Here is a 24,818-nt window from a genome sequence, read left to right on the forward strand (position 1 = left end):
GCTGATCAGGACATCAGAATCACATGAGGGAACTAAACCCAGACCAAAATTCATAGCAATCCTCGGAAGCACATAAAGATCATGAAAAAACATCGGGTACTTAACCGATATGCTTCCGTTGCTCTTCCTATAATAAACATAAAGCCAAATTGCAACTTGAAGTGATAAATGGTAAGCCTCAGCCTAGTGAAAGAGATCTTCAAGAAATAAAGCTTCAAAAAACGATTGTATTTGTGCTCGCCCTTCAGTGGTAAGATTAATAGTATAAAAAGGGATCTTTAAGGCATATCTACTTGGTTAGTAGTGCTAATGACTTTTAAAGTAACGATTGATGAATGGTTCAAGAAAAACTACCTGCTTTGATTTGTCTTCTATTTTAAAATTAGGCCAGAATGCTGTAAACTCAGTTAAGAAATCAGGCGCATTGTCAATTTCTCGATCTTCTAATCTTTTAATAATTATAGGCAATAAAAGTATTTTACCGGTAAACTGATTCTTGAAGTCTATAGTTCTTAATGAATCGGATAGACTTTCACTCGGTTTAATAATTTCCTTTAAATTGTTTGACATTTTATTACTAAAATAAACCGTGTCAATTTCTCCTTCCGAATTAAACGAAAGACTTATAGAAAACACATATGCATGATTCTTTGGACTTTCAAAAAGGCGGTCAATATTCATATGCCTTCCAACAATTTTCATTATTGGAATTCTAAAATCAATGTTCTGGGTTGGAGCCTCAGTAATTTGACTTTTAACGAAATTAATGTTAAACGTCAAAATAAATAGTAAAAAAGCAATGGTTTTCATAATTAATTACAATAGGTTCCTAAGCGGACAGTACCTTCCTCTGACTTTTTATGTTTTTTATTAATTGATTCAATTTCTAGTCGCTGGTCTGAAGTAAGTTCAGTAGTATAGAAAGGGGTTTCTTCTAAACCTCCCCAAGAGAGCGCCCAGGCTTCTGGGTTACTAATATTTGGAAACGCAGTTTTAAGTGCCGTGGTCATTAAAGAAATATAACTATCGGCCATTGTACTGTGATGATCAGGCATTATAAATTTTCCAAGTCCATCTCTGGTATATTGTGAGTACAAATATGCATGAAGAATTTCATGATATACTGTAGCTAAAATATATTCCTTGGATTTATGAGGCAATGTGTTTGCATTCAACTCTATTCTAAAGGTCGTTTCGTTTTCTCCCCTTGTAGTTCCATCAGTGTTGTCTGGAAGATTTGTTACATCATAAAAATCAACATCATGATCGGTGTATTGATTACTATTAAAGGTCAGATTCAGCATGTTCTTTATTTTCGTATTGGCATTAGTTGCCATATTTACACCTGCAGAGAGGCACAAGTTGTTAACATTATTTGTAATTCTCCTACTACTAGGCGTGCTTGGAGCTGGGCCACTACCTGAACCACCACTACCTCCAGAGCCGTTGCCCCTGGCCCAGACCCACCCCCGTTGCCACAAATTGTATGACCAACATATATACTATATATACTCTGACAAAAAGTATAATACGATCCTATGTCATAACAATTTACACCTATAACTTCATAAATTGCTGTTTCAGTACAGTGATCCAGGTATGCGGCACTTATTTTACCCTTACTAGAAAAACGAGATGTTGATGCTGTTTTATTCAACTGTATTTTTTTTTTAGTTAATACAACATTTGTCATATTTCCTTGTAAATCATGATACATAATTGTACCACTAAAATTTAATTCTTTTTTTAAGAATGTGTTTTTATCAGGATTTGAATATGTATTTGCCAGATATCGGTCATCATTAATTATTGTCATAAAATAGCCTTCCATCTTTGTCGCCGTTTTTATAAATAAAAGCCTAGTGATACATTTATTTACGCGAATTGTATCTCCAGGCATATGAACCTTTGTGTCAAATTTAAAAATACCACCACTCGATATTGGAATTTCGATGATTGTGCTATCTGATGTTGTATAGGTTTTTGCGTTTTTCCAGTTTACACTAAGTGCATGATGTCTGATGCTTGAGTTCACTTGAACGCCAACTGATGACTTTAATGAGGATAATTTGTGTGTACCACTATTTTGACTAAAGAGGGATGTAGTTATCGGTCGGCTTGATGTTTGTTCATTAAACCAAGTTTCTACTTGTGAAATGGTGGCAGAATCTTCATTGATTACCTTATCCTTTTTACAAGAATACATGAATGTGCCTATAAAAAACATAAATAAAAAAAGATATTTTCTTGGAGTGAGCGTTTTGTTCGTTTAATTTAATGATTTGTTGAATTTTAAATATAATCATTCAGGTCAATAAACTTTAATAAAGGTTATAATAAATTACAATTATGCTAGTCGCCATATTAAAATTAAGCAGACTAACACAATAATTTATGTTAAAATATGTTAATAGTGTATAAAATCGAGTGTTATGAAGTCACTTAAAGTTTTTTACATTACTGGGGATATCCTCAAAAAAATTAGCCTGACGAAGCTTTACTATTGGTTTAATAAGTAAAATTTTCATTAGAGAGCGATTTGTTTAATTCTATTCCCTAAATTGAGTTTTTAATTGCAAACATTGCAATAACTAACTTAAAAACTGGATTGCTGTAACGGTAGCGCATTATTCGCGCCATGCCCAATCCTCCAATAGAAAGAATTATTCAAATGAAACTACAAGAACTCAAAGGCTATTTCGCTGTCCTGGGAATTGTTGCAGCCAGTTATTCGGCTACTGCGCAACAAGCACCATCCAAACTTATCGACCCTGCAAACATGGACCTGAGCGTAAAACCAGGTGATGATTTTTACCAGTACGCCAGCGGATCGTGGATTAAAAACAACCCTGTTCCTGCAAAAGAAACCCGTTGGGGAAGCTTTAACGTATTGCGCGATTTTAACATCATTGCTGTTAAAGGCCTGGTTCATGATGCCGCTGCCGATAAAAATGCAACTGCTGGTACGCCAACCAGACGTGTAGGCGACTTCTACACTGCTGCCATGGATAGCCTGACCATCGAAAAATTAGGCTATACCCCTATTAAAGCAGATTTAGCTCGTGTTCAAAAAATCAAAGACCTTAGTGGTGTATTAACTGAAGTAAGCAGCATGCGTACTTCAGGTGTAGCCGGACCGATGTATGGTTTTTATGTTGCTCAAGATAGAAAGAATGTAAATAAATATCTGCCTTCGTTTAGTCAAGGCGGAACAACTCTACCAGACCGTGACTATTATTTAAAAGATGATAGCCGCTCCGTAAAAATCAGGGAAGCCTATACCACCTACATGACCACACTCTTCTCCTTAACGGGAAGTTCTGCAGCGGAAGCAACTAAAAAAGCTGCTACGGTAATGGCGATCGAAAAACAACTGGCTGCTGCACAGATGAGCAGACTGGAAATGCGCGACCCTTATAAAACTTACAATAAATTTACGGTTGCTGATTTCAGCAAAACAACACCACAGTTAAACTGGAAGAACATTTTAACGCAGTTAAAAGTTACCGGCCAGGATACTATTTTGGTATCTAGTCCGAAGTTTTTCAGCAGTCTTGATGGCATGTTGAAAAGTGTTCCGGTAGCTGACTGGAAAACTTACTTGGAGTGGAATGTATTAAAAAATAGTGCGGCTAACTTAAGCTCACCTTTTGTTAACGCTGCATTTGCCTTTAACCAGGTACAAACCGGCCAACGTGTGCAAACACCAAGGTGGCAGCGCATGGCTTCAGCTACAGATCAGAATGTAGGTGAGCTATTGGGGCAGTTATACGTAGCTAAGTACTTCAAACCAGAAGCTAAAGCACGTATGACAGAATTAATCAAAAACCTGCGTACAGCTTTCGAAACCAGAATCAAAGGTTTAGATTGGATGAGTGCAGCAACAAAGGAAAAAGCATTGGCTAAATTACATGCCTTTACGCCAAAAATAGGCTATCCTGATCAGTGGAAAACTTATGATGGTTTGGAAATCACGCCAACTACCTATTTCCAGAACTTACGTAATTCGGATGTGTGGAGATATAACGACATGGTAAGCCAGCTAGGTAAACCAGTTGACCGCACTCGTTTTGGCATGACGCCACCAACAGTAAACGCTTATTACAGTCCAACAATGAATGAAATTGTGTTCCCTGCCGGAATTCTACAATTCCCGTTCTTTGCACCTGAAGCTGATGATGCCATCAACTATGGTGGTATTGGCGCTGTTATTGGTCACGAAATGTCACATGGTTTTGATGATAGCGGAAGCCAGTATGATAAAGATGGTAACCTGCGCAACTGGTGGACAGCAGAAGACAAAGCCAAGTTTGAAGAAAAAACCAAAGCTTTGGGCGAACAGTTTGATGCCTATACAGTATTAGATACCGTTCATGTGAATGGAAAGTTGACCATGGGAGAAAACATTGGCGACTTAGGTGGGTTAAACGCCGCATATACAGCCTTTAAATTAACCAAACAAGGTCAGTCTAACGAGAAAATTGACGGATTTACACCAGATCAACGTTTCTTCCTATCCTGGGCTCAGGTGTGGCGAGGTAACATCCTGGATGAAAGTGCTGCACAGTTAATTAAAACTGACCCTCACTCTCCAGGTCCATACAGAACTATCGGTGCGCCGGTTAACATGGATGCCTGGTATGAAGCGTTTGATGTTAAACCTGGTGATAAATTATACAAAAAACCAGAAGACAGAATCAGAATGTGGTAATCACCACTACTATAAAAAATGGGTTGTATCGATAAGGTACAACCCATTTTTTGTAGCTGTATTTTTATTCCTCCCTTAGAACCCTGCTTTTTCTTCCGCAGCAATCCTGGTAACCGGCAATAATTCTCTTAAGCGTATGAAGCCTGTATTTTCTTAGACAACTTACTAATTCACCCCCTTATGCGTATAAAGCCTGTGTTTTCTTAGGCAACTTACTAATTACCAATGCCCTGGAGGCCGTAATATGTTCACGTAATTCCTGGTCAGAAAGCACATCCAATGATTCGAGGGTGACCCATTGTTTCTTTGCGAAGTGGGCAGCTTGGGCAATACCGTCACGGGCAGCAAGTTCTTCAAAATTTTCTGGGTCAATTTTAAAGGACAATAGCCCGTCGTCAAGCGAAGCAATGGCATATATTTTCTCTTCGATCATAAAACAGAGGTTCTCCCCCCATTTCATGCCTTCGGTGGTTCCCGGTAAGTTGAGGCAGTATTCCCGAAACTTTTCAATATCCATATACGACGTTTTATTTCTTAAAGTTAAGCCAGTTTCTGTTAAATTTGAAGAAATGAATAAAATTATCCAGACTGCCGACGGTTCCAACACTTTATTTAATGAAACCATTGGCGAAAACTACCATTCAAAACATGGTGCCCTGCAGGAAAGCCTCCATGTTTTTGTAACCGCAGGGTTAAAAAAAGCGATGGAGAACGCCGAAGGGCAGCCGCTATCTGTGTTGGAAGTAGGCTTTGGCACCGGACTTAATTATTTACTCAGCTTAACCCATGGCGTAGAAACGCAGCAGTCTATCAATTACACCGGTATAGAGGCTTTCCCGATAAGCTTGAGCGAGTTGAAAAGCACCGAGTACGGGCAATATGTCCCTGCTTCCATATGGGAAGCTTTGATTCAGCATTATGAACCAGCTATCGGACACCAGGTGACTTTATTTGAAAATCAGCAATTAAACATTGCACATACCACGTTAGCCGACTTTAACAGCAGTACAGCATTTGACCTGATTTATTACGACGCCTTTTCCGTGCAGCACCAACCAGAGATGTGGACAGATGAGGTGATTGCCCATACGTGTAGCTTTCTTAAATCCGGAGGCATTTTTGTCACCTATGCCATTACCGGTAATTTAAAACGAGCCTTGAAAAAAGCAGGATTGACCATAGAAAAACTTCCTGGGGCACCCGGAAAACGAGAAATGCTGCGCGCAACAAAGCTTTAATTGACCTGGAAACGACAGAATAAAAACCCTGCAGGCCTACATTTGTTATACCAACCTCTTAAAAGATTAAACATGGTAAAAAGAAAATTAGGAAATTCAGACTTATTCGTATCGCCAATCACCTTTGGAGGAAATGTTTTCGGATGGACCATAGATGAAGCCCAATCATTTGAAATATTGGATGGCTTTGTTGAAGCAGGGTTCAATTTTATTGATACCGCTGATGTTTATTCCAGATGGAAACCCGGAAATCAAGGTGGAGAATCAGAATCCATTATTGGCAACTGGATGGCATCGCGTAACAACCGCCAGCAGGTCATCATCGCTACTAAAGTAGGCTCCGACATGGGCGATGGCAAAAAAGGCCTATCAAAATCTTACATTACACAAGCCGTTGAGGATTCGTTAAAACGTCTGAAAACAGATTATATAGATTTATATTTTTCGCATTACGAAGACCCGGAAACACCAATACTGGAAACTTTAGAAGCATATGACAGCCTGATCCGTGCAGGTAAAGTGCGCTGGATTGGCGCTTCCAATTATTCTGCAGCAGCTTTATTAGCCGCATTGGAAACCAGCAAACAACATAGTTTGGCCAAATACCAGGTTTTCCAGCCAGAGTATAACCTGTATAACCGCGAACAGTATGAAACACAATACGAACAACTTTGTGTAGAACATCAACTGGGGGTAACTAATTATTACGCTTTAGCCAGTGGTTTCCTTACCGGAAAATACCGTTCAGATGCAGATTCAACAAAGAGTCAGCGTGGCGGAGGTATGAAAAATTACCTGAATGATCGAGGTTTCCGTATACTTCAGGCTTTAGACCAGGTAGCCGAGCAATACAACGCTACACCTGCCAGTATTGCGCTGGCCTGGTTAATTGCACGCCCTTCTGTAACAGCTCCTATTGCCAGTGTTACCAGTCTTGAACAATTAAAGGATTTCAATAAAGCAGCATCGATCAGCCTTCAAACCGAAGACATTGCCATGCTTGATGAAGCCAGTAACCTATAAAAATACACAACTTACAAAACCACCATATAATGCCCAATAACATTTCCCCAGCCACCGCACCTGATCCAGCCTCTGCTTTTTTAAGGTTGCTAACCGTTCTCGATACCTTACGTACACAATGCCCATGGGATAAAAAACAGACCATGGAAACCTTAAGGCACCTGACCATCGAGGAGACTTACGAACTATCGGACGCCATACTGGAAGGCGACCAGCAGGAAATTAAAAAGGAATTGGGCGATGTGATGATGCACCTGGTCTTCTATGCCCGCATTGCGGCTGAAAACAAGGAATTTGACATCGTAGATGTGTTAAATGGGGTATGCGACAAATTGATCCACCGCCATCCGCATATTTATGGCGATGTGGTGGCAGAAGATGAAGCCGAAGTAAAACGCAACTGGGAAAAGATAAAACTGAAAGAAGGAAATAAATCTGTGCTGGGCGGTGTTCCTGCAGGCCTTCCTTCTTTAGTAAAAGCAAGTCGCATACAGGAAAAAGCCCGTGGTGTTGGTTTCGACTGGGAAGATAAAACCCAGGTGTGGGAAAAAGTAGAAGAAGAATTACAGGAGTTTAAAAACGAATTTAATGTAGTGGATCATACCGCTATAGATCATGACAAGGCAGAAAGCGAATTTGGCGACCTGCTCTTCTCTTTAATCAACTACGCCCGTTTTATCAACATCAACCCTGAAAATGCACTGGAAAAAACGAATAAAAAGTTCATTAAACGCTTCCAATACCTGGAAGAAAAAGCAAAAGAAAACGGCAAGGCCCTACAGGATATGACACTTGCCGAAATGGATGTTTATTGGAATGAAGCTAAAACCAGGTAATTAACCGTGTTTTTTCTTCATCGTCATTTTTGCCTTCTGCCCTATCCCATAATTATAATCTTTGGTGTTGCCTTCCTTTTTATCATGGTAGGCACCACCACCTTTGGGTAGGTCAGTTGTTTCTTTAACAATTCTGCTTTTATCAATAGCGGGCTTTTTCTTTACCACCTTTTCTACAAGTACTTCTTCAGGCAAGTCCATCACCGGAATCTTGGCACCAATAGCCTGTTCGATTTTACGGATATCAACCAGTTCAGCATCGGTTGCAAAGGTTATTGCCACCACTTCTTCATTCGAAGTTTTAACAATCTTGCTTAAGAAAGTTTCTTTTTGCTCAGGCACTTCCATGTGGAAAATAAACGGAATACCAGAAAGATCCAGGTTAGCGGAACCTTCATTGGCTACAATAAGAACGCGTGCTTCTGGAATGGCCTTAAAATCATCAATGTGATCAAAACCATCCTCATCATCAAAGAACAGCGGATTTAAAACCGTCACATCACCTGCCCTGCGGGAGGTTAAGCTTTTCCCTAATTTTTGAGCTGTTAAACGAGTGTTAACAAACACAATGACCTTGTCAAACACTTCATCATCACGCAACAGGTGATTTAATAAATTGATCTTGGTTTTGAAATTCTGAACCTGGTACAACAACAATTCATGTGTGGCCGCTTTGGCATCGCCTAACTCTTCTACTTCCATCAGGGTTGGAAAATTCAGGAAACGATCAGTCATCACCTGCAATTTTTCATGGTACACGGTGGTAAATACTAAATGCTGGCATTTTCCGGCACTTCTTGCCAGCTCGTTAACAGGCAACTGCATACCCTGTTTAACAATTTCCTCTGCGTCGTCAACAATAAACATTTGTAGTTTACTCAGGTTTAAGCCAAGCTTTAAGTAAATGGCCCTTGCCCGTGTTGGCGTTGCCACCACAATGTCGACACCATCAAGCAGGTCGTTAATCACCTGATCTGTACCCCCGTTGCCGTAGAGGCCCATAATACGCAGGTTGCGATTTTTACTCAATAACATAAATTCAGCAATCACTGCTTCTACACGCTCCTGATCTGGAACAAGAATGAGGAATTTAGGTGCCTCATCCGAGCCATATTTTAAACGCATTAAAACCGCAAGCACGTAGTTTGTTGTTTTACCACTTCCCTCTGGCGCCACGGCAATGATATCTTGTCCCCCTAAAATACGGGACATGGTTTTAGCCTGAATTTCTTTTGCTGAAATATATCCGGCATCAGTCATGGCACTTACCAACGACTTGCTTAGTTTTAATTTATCTAAAGACACAGTTTTTCAATTTAAATATTGTGGCAAATTTACGCAAATTACCAGGCACTCTACACATAAATCAGTTATAGTTTTCGTAACTTTAGGTCATGGGCATACGGACAGAGAAAAAGAAAGTACTACAGCAGATGGTAAATAACGAGGATAGCAGCCTGCCTTTAGTGCCTGAACCCTTGTTAACGCCTACTGATATGCATTGGTTTCAGGCAGTAACCCCAAAACAAGATCGGGAAGAAAACAACCACATCGAACAGGAACCTCCAGCCAAAGAAACCGACGAATCTTAACTTTACACAGTTTCAAAAAGCTTAAAACCATTAGGTACAGCCATTGTTAATTAACCACAAATCATGTAGTTAATTTATAAGGATGTTTAAAATTCAATTCAAATGCTAAATGTAATTTTGGCTGACGATGACACCCTTGTGCGCGAGGGGTTAGAAATGGTACTGGTGTCAGATAAAGCTTTTCAAGTAGTTGGCATGGCCGCTAATGGCCAGGAGGTTTTAGAATTAATCAATAAAGGCATTGCGGCAGATATTGTGCTTACTGATATTAACATGCCAGATATAGATGGCATTGCTTTAATTAAACCATTAAAGGCCATACAGGCGCATATAAAGGTGATTATTCTTTCTATGGTTGACACCAATAAATCTATAGAACAGGCCTTTAATGCTGGTGCTTCGGGTTACCTGCTTAAAACGGTGAGTCCCGATGAACTTATTTTCGCCATCAAAAAAGTTAACCTGGGCCAAAGGTACCTCTGCTCCACACTGACCCTTAAGCTTTTGGAACGCTCCATGGAAACGACCTATGCTGAAAACAATACCGTTGAATTACAAATTGACCTCACCTCACGGGAAAAAGAAATATTAATCCTGATTGCCGAAGGTTTAACGAATAATGAAATCTCAGAAAAGCTGTTTCTAAGCAAAAGAACCATCGAAGGTCATCGCCAAAGTCTGATTGAAAAAACCGGATGCCGAAACACGGCATCCCTGATCAAATTCTCTATATTAAACGGCATATTACAGTAATTTCTTAATGCCAGCTCAAAACACGCTTCCACGTTGCAAATAGGGAGCCGCATCGCGCTGTACAGCTGTTTTGGAATAATCAGTAAGAAAAGCAATCGTGTCGTAAACATGCTCTGAATTCACAAAAATCCAGCTTCCCTTTTTGGCTTGGGCCATGGCCTGTTTAATGGCATCAAACTCATTAGAAATCACTTGTACAGGCAGATTTTCATCTGCCTGTCTGATGCCCTCCAGCAACAGGGCCGTCATTCTATCTTTCGTTTGTTCATCCATATCACTGTCGTGACGAATTATAATCTCGTCGAAAATCCATGCTGCAAGCCTGCCCAGGTTCACCAGATCTGCATCAACCCGATCCTCCACCGCAGCAATAATCCCCACTCTAAACAAGAAATCTAACTGGTCAGCGTACTTTTTCAGTTCCTGGTAACCCGCTTCATTATGTGCATAATCTACCATCACCGTCAGGTCATTCACCTTAAAAGTATTCATTCGCCCAGGTGTAAACCGGGGTGAAGGGATAAATTTCTTTAAAGCAATACGTATATCCTCTAATGGCATATTCAGAAAAAACGCTGTTAAAAGTGCTGGTAACACATTTTGTATCATACAAGCAGATTTGCCTTCAAAAGTGAGCGGCACTTGTTTGATGTTAATCACGGTGATCTTAGAACGTTTATTAAATAACACAAAATTCCCGTTTTCCACTGTCGCCCCAAGCTGACCACTTTGAACATGGTCCAGAAAACGCGGTAACTTTGCATTCATACTAAATAAAGCTACCTGGCAGCGCAGATTGTCCTTCATCTGGTAAACAAGATCGTCATCAGCGTTTAATACGGCACAACCTGCGGCAAGGGTAGTTCTGGGCACCACAGCCTTCACCCTGGCTAAATCTGCTAAACTTTCGATATCATCCATGCCCAGGTGATCGCGGGAGATATTGGTCACCACACTCACATTACAGCAATCAAATCCTAAACCTGCACGGAGGATACCGCCACGGGCACATTCTAATACCGCAAAATCAATTTCGGGGTTTTTCAACACAGTCCTGGCGCTCTGCGGGCCACTACAATCACCCACATCTACCAGTTTATTCTGTATATAAATACCATCTGTAGTGGTCATACCAACCTGGTAATTTGCATAAGAAGCAAAATGTGCAATAAGGCGTGTAGTAGTAGTTTTGCCATTGGTACCGGTTACGGCAACCAGGGGAATCCTCCCTGGTAAGGGATCTGTGGGGAAATGATGATCTACACCCCGGCGAAATAGGTGTTGATTGGCACCAAAACCGAACAATAACGTATCCCGGTCTAACTGTGTGACGGGAATACCTCTTTTGATGGCGTCGTCAATAATAACCTGTACATCCGGGCTGACGCGATCACGGTCATGCATCTTTTTCAAATGCTGAATCACCGTCGCTAATGAATAGGGTTGTTCTAATGTTAAAGCATTGATTAATTCTACAGCCATTCGACCTGCATAAATCCCTGCACGTTCAATAGTGTAAGAAAAGATCACTTTTACCTCCAGCGGTTGGGTAGTGGATTGTACAGCAGCATGTGCACAATCCATCCCCGCTAAACATTGAATTTCAATTGCTACCTGCGCTACAACGTCCAATATGGAGGCATAAGCTTTCCGGTGATATAAAGAAGGCTTAAGCTTTTCCAGCTTTTTGCCCAGCTCATCAAGATCTGCTGCGCCTAAGGCTTTTTCTTCTGCTGTAAGCTGAATCGTCAATACAATAAGTCGATGTCTGTGTATCGACCAGTAGTTGGGACCCCTCATCACCCGGGTCTTAATAATCTCCATAGGAATTTAACAGTTAGCTATGTTAAAAACAACAAGGTAGCCAACTCGTTCTCTCATTAAATACGGGTTTTATACAGATAAACCACAAATATTTGCAGCGATCTACGCAATTATCAGCGCCGCGATTTCCCGGTACGGAAAAATAAAGTATAGGCTACGGTAGCCACAGCAGCAGTAACCAGTATTTTAGTCGCCAGCCCTTTTGGGTTATGCTTAAATTCTGCCTTCCAACCTTTCTCAGCAAAAATATTAGGGATATGTCCATGCTTGAGGTCGTCCACAATCCCCTCCACTACATTTACCCGATCGGCAAGCAATAATGGAAGCCAATGACCATAACTGGATTCGCTATACTTAAACGCATAACGACGGATGGCACCACTCAAACCAGATAACGGAACCGATGTGCCATATACGGCCGACAGCGTAGGTCTTTCATTAGATTTTAAGATGTCGCCAATATCGGCTTGTAAAGGTGGTCGTTCCCAATTACTACGTTGATGGTCATCGCCGGTATAATTCTTCATTGGGTAAGTAGGCTCGTTTTCCGGGTCAGCATCCACTCCCCAGCCTTTTATTTGTGAGTAATCCTTAATTTTGTTTTCCATGGTTCTTCGTTTTACATTCTTGCAGATGGTGGTATTAATATAGGTTTGATACAATCGTCTAGCTTGGCCGAAAACATATGATAAGCATCAGCCACCTCTTCTAAAGGAATCCGGTGTGTAATCATTGCTTTCGGATCCAGGTGTCCAGCGCGGATATGTTCAATGAGCCTTGGCAACAATCTTTTCACCGAGGCTTGGTTGGCGCGGATGGTAATGCCTTTATTGACCACATTTCCAATGGGCACCAGGTTATCTGTAGGGCCATAGACCCCCACAATGGATACAATTCCTCCTTTTTTCACTGCATTAATTGCCCAGTGCAAGGCTGTTGCCGAACCTGCCTGCAGCAATAGTTTTTTGCCCGTAATGGTTTGCATGGCATTGCCCGACGCATCGCCACCTACAGCATCAATGCAAACATCGGCACCAAACCAATCGGTTGTTTTTTTAATAAACAAAACCGGATCTTCAAGCGATTTGAAGTTATAAGCCTCGCATTGCGCATATTTCCGTACAAAATCTAGCCTGTACTCCAAATGATCAATCACGATCACCCTTCCTGCACCAAAAAGCCATGCGCATTTAGCGGCCATGATTCCAATCGGCCCTGCACCAAACACCACAACCGTATCCCCTTTTTTAATACCAGCCATTTCAGCTGCCTGATACCCTGTAGGCACCACATCAGTAAGTAATACGGCATCATCATGATGAATATCAGGCGGAATCACCATTGGGCCAACATCAGCATAAGGTACGCGTACATATTCTGCTTGTCCGCCATCATAACCTCCGGCAGTATGCGAATACCCATATATTCCGCCAACGGCCGTAGCTGATGGATTTGATTCATGGCAATTTCCAAATAGCCCTTGTTTACAAAAAGCACATTTGCCACAAGCAATATTAAAGGGCACTAATACATGGTCGCCTACTTTCAGGTTTTCTACACCCGGACCAATATCTTCTACCACACCAATAAATTCATGTCCGAATGTCATACCTACACGGGTGTCTGGCACCAGGCCATGGTAGATGTGTAGGTCAGAGCCACAGATACAGGCGCGGGTAACACGGATAATCGCATCCTGAGGATGAAGAATCTCCGGCTGTGGTTTTTGAGATGCACGGACCCTAAAAGGGCCCCGGTAATTCATTGCTAACATACAATTGCGTTTTAGTTCAAATTATTAATTTTATTAACCCCGCCTGTGGTTTAAATGTTTGGGGTATTTATACTTGATCTTAACCCAGAAGTACTTGATTGTATCAATAATTTGATAGAGCATATGCACCTGTGACCTATGCTAATGACTATTTTTACCCTGGAATAAACCCAATCACATGAAAAAACTTTTCCTTCATCTTTTCCTATTAACTTGCACAACAGGTGTTATTGCACAGGATGCTGCCAGCTACCAATTGCCTCCTCAGGAAATGGCAGATTTACTATTAGCAAAGCCTACCCCAGGAGTAAACATTGGCAGCAAAGCGGCCTGGATGCTGCTAACTGACAGAAACCCTTATCCTTCTGTAGAAGAAATTGCCATGCCTGAATACCGCATCGCCGGTCTTCGTTTGAATCCTGAAAATTACAGTCCCAGCCGCCAGACTTACATCAACGGCTTTACCTTAATCCAGGTTAAAACCAATAAGGCAGTAGCCCTGAACGGCCTGCCCAGCCCGCTTTTTGCCGGAAATGTACAATGGAACCCTGCAGGAACTAAAATAGCCTTTACCAACACCACCGCAACCAGTGTAGACCTTTATTCCATCGATATTGCCAGTGCGCAAGTCACAAAAATCAATAAACAGCCTTTAAACGTAGTATTGGGTGATGGCATCAGCTGGTTAGACGACCAGACCTTACTTTACCAGGTGGCTGTGCAACCGGCTTCGGCAGCGCCTAAAAAACCATTAATGCCAAAAGGTCCAACTACACAACAGAATTTGGGTAAAACCGCACCAAGTGCCACGTATCAGGATTTAATTAAATCGCCTTACGATGAGTTGTTGTTTGAATTTTTTGCCACTTCTCAATTGGTAAAAAACAGCAATGGAGTAGAAACGCCTATTGGGAAACCTGACATCTACCTGAATGTGACTGTATCGCCCGATAAAAACTTCCTCTTGCAACGTAAATTGAAAAAGCCATTTTCTTACCTGGTTTCTGCTTATGGATTTCCATCTACAGTGGAAATTATTAACCTGAACGGCAAATCACTGAAAGTTTTGGCACAATTGCCTTCAGCTGAAGGCAGACCTTCAGGAAACGATAACCTGCAGAACATTGCCCGCAGTTTCGACTGGCGCGATGATGTTGCTGCAACTGTAATCTGGGCACAGCCTTTAGACAGTGGACTTATTAAAAAAGACGTAGAATTTCACGATGCTGTATATTCCCTGGCTGCACCATTTACCGGTAAACCAAACACGCTTTTAAAAACCAAAACCCGTTTCCGAAACATCTTATGGGGCGATGAAAACATAGCCTTGGTACAGGAAGGCCTGCGAAGCAAACAAAGCACCAAACTGAGTCGCTTTAATCCGGCTAACGGCAAAATGGAAACCCTATATGAAGGTAACCAGACCGATGCCTATAACAACCCGGGATATCCGGTGATGGCCAAAAATAAGTATGGTCGTTACGTGGTTAAAACAGTAGACAATGGCAAAAAACTGTTGATGAACAACACCACAGGCTCTTCCGCAAAAGGAGATTTGCCTTTCCTGGCAAAGTTCGACCTGAAAACAAAGAAGAATGATATCATTTGGCGCAGTGCAGAAGGTACTTATGAATTTGTTGCCGATGTGCTGGATGCCGACAAATTGGTGCTGTTAACCCGCAAAGAAACGCAGCAGGACGTACCTAACTATTTTATCAAGAATTTAATGCTTCGTATTGCCGACCAGCAATTGACCAGTTTTGAAAACCCCTACCCTGCAATGGTTGGTGTAATCAAAGAAAAAATATCGTATAAACGTGCAGATGGCATCGACCTTACCGGCGATCTGTATTTACCTAAAGGTTACGATAAAGCAAAAGATGGTGCCTTGCCTTTGTTGATCTGGGCTTACCCAAGGGAGTTTAACTCGGCAGCCGATGCCGCACAGATCAGGGGATCAAAACACCGTTTCACCACCATCAGCTGGGCTTCGCCTATTTACTGGGTTACCCAGGGATATGCTGTTTTAGACAATGCCGAAATGCCTATTGTAGCCGCAAACGGCAAAAAGCCAAATGACACCTTTGTAGACCAGTTAAAAATGAATGCCGAAGCCGCCATTAACAACCTGGCCGGACAAGGTATTGCCGACAAAAACCGTATTGCTGTCGGAGGACATAGTTATGGCGCGTTTATGACGGCCAACCTATTGGCACATACCAATTTATTTAAAGCAGGGCTTGCCCGCAGTGGTGCCTATAACCGTACCTTAACCCCTTTCGGTTTCCAAAATGAAGACCGTACCTATTGGGATGCGCCTCAATTGTATTTTGAAATGAGCCCTTTCAGTTATGCCAATAAAATTAAAACACCACTGTTATTAATTCACGGTGATTCTGATGATAATCCTGGAACTTTCCCGATGAACAGCGAACGTTTGTTTAACGCCGTTAAAGGTTTTGGTGGCACTACCCGCTTTGTATTTTTACCTTACGAAGCGCACAGCTATAAAGGAAAAGAAAACATTTTACACATGTTGTGGGAAATGAATGCCTGGTTGGATACCTATGTTAAAAAAGCTAAATAAGCTGATGTAACATTTTAATAAAGACCCACTCCTATAACCATGATTGAAACAAGAAATTTCATCACTAACAATGCGTTATGGCTGTGGGTCTTTATCGTACTAAAATTTACCATTCAATACTTTTTGATCCATCCGGTTTATGATTTACACCGCGATGAGTATTTACACCTCGACCTTGGCAAACACCTGGCCTGGGGATATACCTCTGTTCCCCCGGTAACCGCCTGGGTCTCTTATGTCATTGGCTTATTGGGCAACGGTTTGTTTTGGATAAAGTTTTTCCCTGCCTTATTTGGCGCCTTCACCATGCTTACCGTATGGAAAATTACAACTGAACTAAAGGGCAGTTTATTTGCTCATATCCTGGCCGCTACAGCGGTAACCTTTTCCGTCATTTTCAGAATTAACACCTTATACCAGCCTAATTCATTAGATTTCCTCTGCTGGACCTTGCTTTTTTACACCTTGATCAAATACATTAATAGCGGTCGACAGTCCTGGCTTTATGCATTAGCTGTTGTATTCGCTCTTGGTTTTTTGAATAAATACAGCATTGCCTTTCTGGCTGTAGCCATGTTACCTGCCATCCTGCTAACCGAACACCGGAATCTGCTGGTGAAAAAACAATTCCTGCTGGCTGCACTTCTAGCCCTCCTTATCATATCACCTAACCTTTATTGGCAATACCAACATGGATTTCCTGTGATTACCCACATGGAAGAGTTAAAACGTACCCAACTGGTCAATGTTAACCGCCTTGATTTTCTGAAAGATCAGCTGTTCTTCTTTTTCCCTGCGCTATATGTGCTACTTGCAGGCATGATTGCGCTGGTCATCCATAAAGCATTTTCTGCCTACCGTTTTATCTTCTATTCTACAGTATTTACTTTAATGCTGTTTACTTTCTTCCGGGCAAAAAGTTATTATGCCATCGGTTTATACCCGGTGTTTATGGCCTTTGGTGCCATTTACCTGGACCGATTGCTCCAGCGGCCCTGGACGGTTTATGTTAAAGGGCTGGTTTTACTCCTGCCTCCTTTATTTTTTTTTCTGACCATCAGGATCGTTTATCCGATCAATACACCGGAAACCATTGTTAACAACCAGGCCCTGTATAAAAAATATGGGATGTTGCGCTGGGAAGACGGCAAAGACCACCACTTACCGCAAGACTTTGCTGATATGCTGGGCTGGAAAGAGCTTGCCGAAAAAGTAGACCGGGCATATGCTACTATACCAGAAAAAGCTCATATTTTGGTGATCTGTGATAACTACGGCCAGGCGGGAGCGATCAATTATTACAGCAAACACAAAAACATGGCGGCAGTATCATTTAATGCAGATTATAAATACTGGTTCGATTTAACAAAGGAAATTACTACCGTAATTACTGTAAAAACGGCTCATAACGAAGATCCAAACAATGAAGAAGAACATTCGTTGTTTGAGCAGGTAAGCTTTAAAGGAAAAGTTGAAAATGTAAATGCAAAGGAGTATGGTACCGTGATTTATTTGCTGGAAAAACCAAAAAAATCAATCAACGCCTTTATTGCAGAAAATATGGATTAATAACCCCCGGGCACTGTTATTTTAAGAGGGTTTGATTTTCAGTAGAACCGTCATTTTTTACACTGCCCTAAGGGCTGCAATTTACCCTATTTAAACCGTATGGCTTTTAGGGGGGAGATTTTACTCACCAGCAGGGATGGGATGACTAATACAATCAAACAGATGGTAAGCGTAGCGACGTTTAACAAGAAAACGTCCATAAAGTGTAATTCGATGGGTACATAATTGAGGTAATACGAACCTTGATCTAAATGAAAGATATGCGTGTAATATTGAAGAAAGCCCAGCCCTAAACCTAAAACATTACCTAGAAACAAGCCTATGCCCACTAAATAAGCTGCATTGTAAAGAAAGATTTTGATGATGCTATAATCGCTCATGCCAAATGCCTTCAACATGCCAATCATGTTGGTGCGTTCAAGAATCATAATTAACAAAGCAGTAATCATGTTAATAACCCCAACAATTAACATGAGTATTAAAAGCACCCTGGTATTAACATCTAAAAGGGAAAGCCAGGTAAAGATGTTTGGAAAGTATGCCCTTACCGACTCTGAGCGAAGGTTATGGTCTAATTTGTCGTACATCTGGTTAGCTACCCGATCCAGTTGTGTAAAATCTTTAAGGCGTACTTCAATACCGCCAATTTCTGTTGGCTTCCAGTTATTTAAACGCCGAATGATGTTAATATGTCCAATGACAAAACTCTTGTCGATCTCTTCTACACCAACATCATAAATGCCTACAATCTCGAATTTCCTTTTACGTGGCGGATCCTGCACAAAATGCATGATAAAATCATCGCCTATTTTGAGTTTTAATCGTTTTGCGGTGAAATTAGAAATCATCACCTGCTGAGTGGCTTTCGTGCTATCAGTAAAATCGATGGTCCGTCCACTAATCAAGTACTGGTTTATATAATCCCAGTTGTAGGTTTCATCAATGCCTTTAAAATTGATACCTTCCACTTCATCGTTAGCTGAAATAATCGCGGGTTTGGTAGAGTAAGGTGAAAAATAGGCAATATTGGGGTTGTCGCGCAGGGAAGCCAGTGTTTTGGCACTCGGCTCAAAAGGCGCCAGTTCAAAGGAATTATTTACGTCGAGTTTAAACACCCTTACATCGCCAACAAAACCCCTCACCTTATCTTGTATCTCTGTTTTAAACCCTTTAATGATGGCTACAGAAAGCATCATCACCGCCAGGCTAAGCATAACACCTGCAATGGCGATGCGCACAATAAGCTTGGAGAACGTCCTTTCTGACTTTACAGAGATCCTTTTGGCGATAAAATATTCTATATTCAAATGTTTTGCGATAAATTGTACCTTAGCAAAAATGCTATTTTGTATTGGATTAAGCATATATATTTAAAAAGAAACACAATGAAATCAACTTATTCCCTTTTATTGCACCTTGGGTTAGGTGTTGTCACTTTACAGGCTTGCGGAACAACGAAATCGCCCACCTTAGCGACTACTGTAAAGACTAACCAAACTGTTACCGCAGAAAACCCAGACCAGCCTAAACAACAAAAAATGCTGACTGGCGCTGAGCAAACCGACAAATACCTGCCCCTATTAAAAGGAAAACGTGTAGGTATGGTGGTTAATCCAACTTCTATCATTGGTAAAGAAACTGCTGTAGACAGCCTGTTGAGTTTAGGGGTGAACATTGTGAAAATATTTGGACCAGAGCATGGTTTCAGGGGTGATGCCAGTGCAGGTATCCATGTATCAGATGATGTGGACACTAAAACAGGTATCAAAGCGGTTTCCTTATATGGTAAACATTCTACGCCTACCGCAACTGATTTAGCAGATGTGGATATCATGGTTTTCGACATACAGGATGTAGGCGTACGTTTTTACACGTATATCAACACCTTGCAGCATGTGATGGAAGCCTGTGCAGCTAATAATAAAGAACTGGTTATTTTAGATCGCCCGAATCCTAATGGTTTTTATATAGACGGGCCGATTCTGGATGCGAAATTGGTATCTGGTATTGGCTTACAACCCATCCCTATTGTTCACGGATTAACCATTGGCGAATATGCACAGATGCTGAATGGTGAAGGCTGGTTAAAAGGCAAGGTGAAGTGTAAAATCAATGTGATTACCATGACCAATTATAACCATGATATGCCATATGCTTTACCGGTTAAACCTTCACCTAACTTGAACACCGATCAAAGCATTTTATTATACCCAACACTTTGCCTGTTTGAAGGCACTTATTTAAGCCAGGGTCGCGGTACGCAACATCCATTTACTGTGCTTGGTGCTCCGGCTTTAAAAGGTAAATATGCCTATAACTTTACGCCAAAAAGCATCAAAGGCATGGCCGAAACGCCATTACATCAGGATCAGGCTTGTTATGGCTTGGACCTTAGAAACTACGATGTAGAAAACATTAGAAGGGATAAAGTGTTAAACTTAAACTGGTTAATTGAATTGTACCAGGCCTACCCAAATAAAGCTGATTTCTTCAACTTTAAACTAAGTAAGCAAATGGGAAATTTTGATAAGCTGGCTGGTGTTTCTACGTTAAAACAGCAAATTATTGCAGGAAAAACAGAAAAAGAGATTCGCGCCAGCTGGGAACCAGGATTAACACAATATAAAACGATGCGCAAAAAATACTTGCTGTATCCTTAACCATCAGACCATGAATTCAGAACCAAAAAAGACAAATGAAAGCCCCAGCAGTAACTTTGAGGAAGAAGTACCAAAAGGCAAAGTTCCTGCCGGAGAGAAAGCGGTAAAACAACCTGAAGATGAAAATTATGAGGCAGAAGAACCTGAATTTGACGATATGGTTCAACGCAAAACGAACGATGAACAACCTGTTCAACCCATTAACAAACCACCTGCAAAAGGTTAAACTAAATCTTTTTGCGCCTTTTTGAGGAATTTCATGAGCACTTGTTCATCATTTTCCATAGCAAATTGCGTATGTGGTTTCTCCGTATTAACCTGCTTGAGGTATTTTGAAAGCCGATCGCTTTCGAATGCCTCAAGCAATAACGGATACACATAAGAACTTTTACATACCGCCCTGGTATTGCCTAATTTACAGGCTACACAGTCCAATACTTCTACAATCACCTTCTTTTTGGGTTTATCAAGGGACTCGGGATCTACAAAACACTTCGCCAGTTGCCTTAAAGCCTCTAAAGTGCCACCCCAGGTTCTAAAATCTTTGGCTGTAAAATCACTTCCAGTTATATCTCTGATGTAGTTATTAATTTTTCCCGAATCAACCGCCCTACGCTCCTTGTCGGCCGTATAATATTGAAATAATTCCTGACCGGGAATATCCCTGCACTTTTTAACCAGTTGTGCAAGCGTTTTATCATTAAGCGTAACTTCATGGTGTACCCCTTTTTTACCAATAAAATCAAGAGTTAAATTATTACCGTTAATTTTTGCATGTTTGTCGCGTAGCGTACTAAGTCCGTAACTGCCATACAATTGCTTGTAAGATTCATTACCCACCCTGATTAAGGTTTTTAACATCACCTGCACACAAATTGCCAATACCTTTTGCTCGTCAAAATCTTTCCTCCGCAAATCTTTGGCGATGCGCTTACGCACTTGAGGTAACACTTTTCCAAATTCTAATAACCGGAAATATTTACTCTCTGAGCGCCTGGTGGTCCATTTATGGTGGTAACGGTATTGTTTACGGCCTGCAACATCAATTCCGGTAGCCTGGAGATAAGCATTCTTTTTAGGAGCAATCCAAACGTTAGTCCAGGCAGGTGGGAGCACCAGGGCCTTAATACGTTCAACATCATGATCATCACTTATCCGCTTGCCATCCTTGTCTACATAATAAAATGCACCAGGCTTACCTTTTCTGTAAATTCCCGGCGCACTGTCGCTCATGTATATTAATCCACTTAATTTAATTTCTTCGGTTGTCTCCATTGAATAGAAAGAATTTTACCATCAGCGTCATACGGGTTCATGTGGCCGAAAAAAAGCTTATAAAACCAATACAGGCTTTAAAAACTCGCGCGTCAAATGAAGATATGCGTTAATTTTTTAGTTATTTTGCTAATTAAACACAGGACAATGAGAATAGTTTTTATGGGTACCCCCGATTTCGCTGTAGCCTCACTGGCTGCCTTGGTTAATACCGGTTTTGAGGTTGCTGCGGTGGTAACGGCTGCCGACAAGCCAGCTGGTCGCGGACAGAAATTGAGTGAAAGTGCCGTAAAGAAGTATGCAATTGAACAAGGCCTTCCGGTGCTGCAACCCATAAAACTAAAAGATCCTGAATTTATTGCGGCCCTGAAAGCCATTAATGCCGATTTGCATGTGGTGGTTGCTTTTCGCATGTTACCTGAAATGGTATGGAGTATGCCACCTAAGGGTACCATAAACTTACACGGATCGTTATTGCCACAATACCGTGGGGCAGCACCAATTAACCATGCCATTATAAATGGAGAAAAGGAAAGCGGTGTGACTACCTTCTTGTTGAAACAGGAAATTGATACAGGTGATGTAATTGACAGCAGAAAAGTAAGTATTGCCGACGATGATACCGCTGGTGATTTACACGATAAATTAATGGTGGTTGGTGCCGACCTGCTGGTAGATACGGTGAAGGCCATCGAAGCTGGCGATTACCAGGAAATTCCTCAGGATCCTGCCGTTGAAATTAAACATGCCCCCAAAATTTTTAAAGATTTCTGCAATATTGATTGGAACCAGTCGGCTGAAACGGTGTATAACCTGGTTCGCGGACTCAGTCCGTACCCTACCGCTTTTACCACTTTGAACGACAAAAATCTTAAGATATTTAAAGCAACAGTGGAGCATAAAGAACCCGGTATTGCCGCCGGTGGTTTCCTTAGCGATGGGAAAACCTATTTAAAGTTTGCCACAAAAGATGGCTTTTTAAAACTGACCGACTTGCAATATGAAGGTAAAAAGAGGATGACTGTAGAAGAGTTTCTTCGCGGAATTCGCTTATAACTGGTTCAGCAGCGCACTCATATTTTTAGAAATTTCATTAAAATAACGCTTGCGCCCATAACCCATTACCCAACGGATACCGCCCACAGCATTGGTCACAAAAACCTCTTCTGCCTGACGTAAAACCTCTGGATTAAGTTGTGCTTCGATAATGTTAATGTTGTTGGCTTTGGCCAGTTGCATGACCACCTTGCGCATCACACCAGCTATACAGCCTTCAGATAAGGCAGGGGTGTATATCTGTTTGTCGTATACCACAAAGATATTGGAGCTAATGGTTTCACAGATAAAGCCATGCTGGTTTAAGATAATGGATTCATCAAGCTTGTGCTGTTTTTTAAAGAGCCCGGCCATGACATAAAGCAGGGAACTGCTTGTTTTATGGTTGGATAACATGTTTACCGGTTTGGTTAACTCATTATACACATCAACAATAAGCCCCTTTTTATTAATTTCATACTGGCTGTTGTCCATGGGCGTAGCTTCCAGCACATAACCGTATTTATTAATTTCTGGGGTGTATAATCCTTCCCCACCACGGTAAACAGAAAGGCGGAACTTTACGTTATCTTTTAATTTGTTTTTTTTGCAAAGTTCGGCGGTTTTTTGCTTCAGAAAATATTCATCGAGCAACACACTGCCCTCCATTTTTAGCGCCTTCATTCCCGCTTTAAGGCGGTCTACATGGTATTCTGGAAACTGCAATTTACCATTGCTCATCCTGATGGTTTCGAACAGTCCGTCGCCATAGCGAAAACTACGGTTACTGGCTGTGAGTACAGGATGATTAGCAGTAAAAAATTCGTCGTTGTGTAATATGTATTGTAATTGCATTGATCTCTCGGCTGTCGGGTTATTGCGGCTGTACTAAGTAATTTCTCCATTTGTGTAACACAGCTTCAAAATCACTTGGTAATGGCGCTTCAAACTCCATGTACGTTTGTGTAGTTGGATGTATAAAACCTAAGGTTTGTGCATGCAGCGCCTGGCGGGGGATCAAATCGAAGCAGTTTTGAACAAATTGTTTGTATTTAGTGAAGGTAGTTCCTTTTAAAATTTTATCACCACCGTAATTGGCGTCACTAAATAATGGATGTCCGATGTGCTGCATATGTGCTCTGATTTGATGTGTCCGGCCGGTTTCCAGCTGGCAGCTAATTAAGGTTACATAACCTAAACGTTCTAACACAGTATAATGTGTTACAGACCACTTACCTTTTTCTTCTTCGTCATAAACATCCATGATGATGCGGTTCTTGGCACTGCGGCCAATATAACCACTTACGGTGCCATCCTTTTCCACATCGCCCCATACCAAAGCCAGGTATTTACGGGTAATGCTATGGTCAAAAAACTGTTTGGCCAGTTTGGTCATGGTGATTTCGTTTTTACTAATTAGCAACAAACCAGAAGTATCTTTATCGATACGGTGTACCAGACCTGGGCGACCTTCATTACCTGGAAGTTCGGGTAATTGCTCAAAGTGGAAAGCCAGGGCGTTAACCAGTGTCCCTGTGTAGTTATTAAAACCTGGGTGTACCACCATTCCGGCAACCTTGTTCACGATCAAAAGGTCTTTATCTTCATAAATAATATCAATCGGAAGGTCCTCCGGGTAAACTTCGGTGTCACGTGGAGGGTGTGGGAAAACAATGGAAATCTCATCTGCAGGTTTAACCTTATAGCTAGATTTTATTACTTTCTGGTTCACTAATACGTTACCAGCGTCTATCGCATTTTGTATCCGGTTGCGTGATGCATTCTCTAAACGGTGCATCAAAAACTTGTCAATCCTTAATAAAGATTGACCTTTATCGACAACAATATTAAAATGTTCATATAAATCCTGCTCCTCTAATTCCTGTCCTGCATTGGTATTTTCCATGCTACAAAACTAATCTTTAACAATTACATATTTAA

The 24,818-nt window shown here is 41.3% G+C and carries 23 protein-coding genes; 11 read left to right on the plus strand and 12 right to left on the minus strand.

Going from position 1 to position 24,818, the window contains the following annotated elements:
• Positions 1–306: 306 nt before the first annotated feature.
• The 3 genes from IWX76_RS05905 to IWX76_RS05915 are packed head-to-tail and all read right to left on the minus strand — an operon-like array spanning position 307 to position 2,206.
• Entirely contained in the window at positions 307–810 is a 504-nt protein-coding gene (locus IWX76_RS05905; RefSeq protein ID WP_196858924.1) for a hypothetical protein, read from the minus strand.
• Positions 811–812: 2 nt separating this feature from the next.
• Positions 813–1,337 (minus strand): SprT-like domain-containing protein, encoded by a 525-nt coding sequence (locus IWX76_RS05910; protein ID WP_196858925.1) that lies wholly within the window; start codon positions 1,335–1,337, stop codon positions 813–815.
• A 2-nt stretch (positions 1,338–1,339) separates the two neighbouring features.
• The gene (locus IWX76_RS05915) at positions 1,340–2,206 is read right to left on the minus strand and encodes a hypothetical protein (protein ID WP_196858926.1); all 867 of its coding nucleotides are present in this window, start codon (positions 2,204–2,206) and stop codon (positions 1,340–1,342) included.
• Positions 2,207–2,671: 465 nt separating this feature from the next.
• Between IWX76_RS05915 and IWX76_RS05920 the strand changes: the two genes are divergently transcribed.
• Positions 2,672–4,711: a M13 family metallopeptidase gene (locus IWX76_RS05920; protein WP_196858927.1), complete on the plus strand. Its 2,040-nt coding sequence runs from the start codon at positions 2,672–2,674 to the stop codon at positions 4,709–4,711.
• Positions 4,712–4,889: 178 nt separating this feature from the next.
• On the opposite strand, the gene IWX76_RS05925 is transcribed toward IWX76_RS05920, so the two are convergent.
• A complete protein-coding gene (locus IWX76_RS05925; RefSeq protein WP_196858928.1) occupies positions 4,890–5,228 on the minus strand; it encodes an MmcQ/YjbR family DNA-binding protein in 339 nt (112 codons plus the stop codon).
• 52 nt (positions 5,229–5,280) lie between these two features.
• Here IWX76_RS05925 and mnmD point away from each other — a divergent pair, with 52 nt between their 5' ends.
• The 3 genes from mnmD to mazG all read left to right on the plus strand — a co-directional run bounded on the left by mnmD (position 5,281) and on the right by mazG (position 7,808).
• A complete protein-coding gene (mnmD, locus tag IWX76_RS05930; protein ID WP_196858929.1) occupies positions 5,281–5,949 on the plus strand; it encodes a tRNA (5-methylaminomethyl-2-thiouridine)(34)-methyltransferase MnmD in 669 nt (222 codons plus the stop codon).
• Between the two features lie 72 nt (positions 5,950–6,021).
• On the plus strand, positions 6,022–6,972 hold the full coding sequence (locus IWX76_RS05935; RefSeq protein ID WP_196858930.1) for an aldo/keto reductase: 951 nt from the start codon (positions 6,022–6,024) through the stop codon (positions 6,970–6,972).
• A 29-nt stretch (positions 6,973–7,001) separates the two neighbouring features.
• Complete coding sequence (gene mazG / locus IWX76_RS05940) at positions 7,002–7,808, plus strand: nucleoside triphosphate pyrophosphohydrolase (RefSeq protein WP_196858931.1); 807 nt, start codon at positions 7,002–7,004, stop codon at positions 7,806–7,808.
• On the opposite strand, the gene IWX76_RS05945 is transcribed toward mazG, so the two are convergent.
• On the minus strand, positions 7,809–9,113 hold the full coding sequence (locus tag IWX76_RS05945) for a DEAD/DEAH box helicase (protein ID WP_196858932.1): 1,305 nt from the start codon (positions 9,111–9,113) through the stop codon (positions 7,809–7,811).
• An 89-nt stretch (positions 9,114–9,202) separates the two neighbouring features.
• On the opposite strand from IWX76_RS05945, the gene IWX76_RS05950 reads away from it, so the two are divergent.
• Entirely contained in the window at positions 9,203–9,400 is a 198-nt protein-coding gene (locus IWX76_RS05950) for a hypothetical protein (RefSeq protein WP_196858933.1), read from the plus strand.
• Positions 9,401–9,502: 102 nt separating this feature from the next.
• Positions 9,503–10,153 (plus strand): response regulator, encoded by a 651-nt coding sequence (locus IWX76_RS05955; RefSeq protein WP_196858934.1) that lies wholly within the window; start codon positions 9,503–9,505, stop codon positions 10,151–10,153.
• 15 nt (positions 10,154–10,168) lie between these two features.
• Here IWX76_RS05955 and IWX76_RS05960 read toward each other — a convergent pair whose 3' ends face one another.
• The 3 genes from IWX76_RS05960 to IWX76_RS05970 all read right to left on the minus strand — a co-directional run bounded on the left by IWX76_RS05960 (position 10,169) and on the right by IWX76_RS05970 (position 13,751).
• A complete protein-coding gene (locus IWX76_RS05960; RefSeq protein WP_196858935.1) occupies positions 10,169–11,977 on the minus strand; it encodes a Mur ligase family protein in 1,809 nt (602 codons plus the stop codon).
• A 113-nt stretch (positions 11,978–12,090) separates the two neighbouring features.
• The gene (locus tag IWX76_RS05965; protein WP_196858936.1) at positions 12,091–12,585 is read right to left on the minus strand and encodes a hypothetical protein; all 495 of its coding nucleotides are present in this window, start codon (positions 12,583–12,585) and stop codon (positions 12,091–12,093) included.
• A gap of 11 nt (positions 12,586–12,596) precedes the next feature.
• Positions 12,597–13,751 carry a zinc-dependent alcohol dehydrogenase gene (locus IWX76_RS05970; RefSeq protein ID WP_196858937.1) on the minus strand — a complete coding sequence of 385 codons (1,155 nt, stop codon included), beginning with the start codon at positions 13,749–13,751 and terminating at the stop codon, positions 12,597–12,599.
• A 178-nt stretch (positions 13,752–13,929) separates the two neighbouring features.
• On the opposite strand from IWX76_RS05970, the gene IWX76_RS05975 reads away from it, so the two are divergent.
• Entirely contained in the window at positions 13,930–16,338 is a 2,409-nt protein-coding gene (locus IWX76_RS05975) for an alpha/beta hydrolase family protein (RefSeq protein WP_196858938.1), read from the plus strand.
• Positions 16,339–16,377: 39 nt separating this feature from the next.
• Entirely contained in the window at positions 16,378–17,907 is a 1,530-nt protein-coding gene (locus IWX76_RS05980) for a glycosyltransferase family 39 protein (protein WP_196858939.1), read from the plus strand.
• A gap of 86 nt (positions 17,908–17,993) precedes the next feature.
• Here the strand turns inward: IWX76_RS05980 and IWX76_RS05985 are convergent, their stop codons facing one another.
• Positions 17,994–19,271, minus strand: a complete 1,278-nt coding sequence (locus IWX76_RS05985; RefSeq protein ID WP_334641313.1) for an ABC transporter permease — start codon at positions 19,269–19,271, stop codon at positions 17,994–17,996.
• 21 nt (positions 19,272–19,292) lie between these two features.
• Here IWX76_RS05985 and IWX76_RS05990 point away from each other — a divergent pair, with 21 nt between their 5' ends.
• Both IWX76_RS05990 and IWX76_RS05995 read left to right on the plus strand, forming a co-directional pair.
• On the plus strand, positions 19,293–20,567 hold the full coding sequence (locus tag IWX76_RS05990; RefSeq protein ID WP_196858940.1) for an exo-beta-N-acetylmuramidase NamZ family protein: 1,275 nt from the start codon (positions 19,293–19,295) through the stop codon (positions 20,565–20,567).
• 10 nt (positions 20,568–20,577) lie between these two features.
• Positions 20,578–20,793 (plus strand): hypothetical protein, encoded by a 216-nt coding sequence (locus IWX76_RS05995; RefSeq protein ID WP_196858941.1) that lies wholly within the window; start codon positions 20,578–20,580, stop codon positions 20,791–20,793.
• Here IWX76_RS05995 and IWX76_RS06000 read toward each other — a convergent pair.
• Complete coding sequence (locus tag IWX76_RS06000) at positions 20,790–21,842, minus strand: DNA topoisomerase IB (RefSeq protein ID WP_196858942.1); 1,053 nt, start codon at positions 21,840–21,842, stop codon at positions 20,790–20,792. The genes IWX76_RS05995 and IWX76_RS06000 overlap by 4 nt on opposite strands.
• Before the next feature lie 147 nt (positions 21,843–21,989).
• Between IWX76_RS06000 and fmt the strand changes: the two genes are divergently transcribed.
• Positions 21,990–22,898, plus strand: coding sequence for a methionyl-tRNA formyltransferase (fmt, locus tag IWX76_RS06005; RefSeq protein WP_196858943.1), 909 nt, complete (start codon positions 21,990–21,992; stop codon positions 22,896–22,898).
• Here the strand turns inward: fmt and IWX76_RS06010 are convergent.
• Together IWX76_RS06010 and IWX76_RS06015 are read right to left on the minus strand one after the other, a co-directional pair.
• On the minus strand, positions 22,893–23,732 hold the full coding sequence (locus tag IWX76_RS06010; protein WP_196858944.1) for an aminotransferase class IV: 840 nt from the start codon (positions 23,730–23,732) through the stop codon (positions 22,893–22,895). The genes fmt and IWX76_RS06010 overlap by 6 nt on opposite strands.
• 19 nt (positions 23,733–23,751) lie before the next feature.
• On the minus strand, positions 23,752–24,783 hold the full coding sequence (locus IWX76_RS06015) for an RluA family pseudouridine synthase (RefSeq protein WP_196858945.1): 1,032 nt from the start codon (positions 24,781–24,783) through the stop codon (positions 23,752–23,754).
• Positions 24,784–24,818: the final 35 nt, after the last annotated feature.

Source organism: Pedobacter sp. CAN_A7, assembly GCF_015752175.1.
GTDB lineage: Bacteria > Bacteroidota > Bacteroidia > Sphingobacteriales > Sphingobacteriaceae > Pedobacter.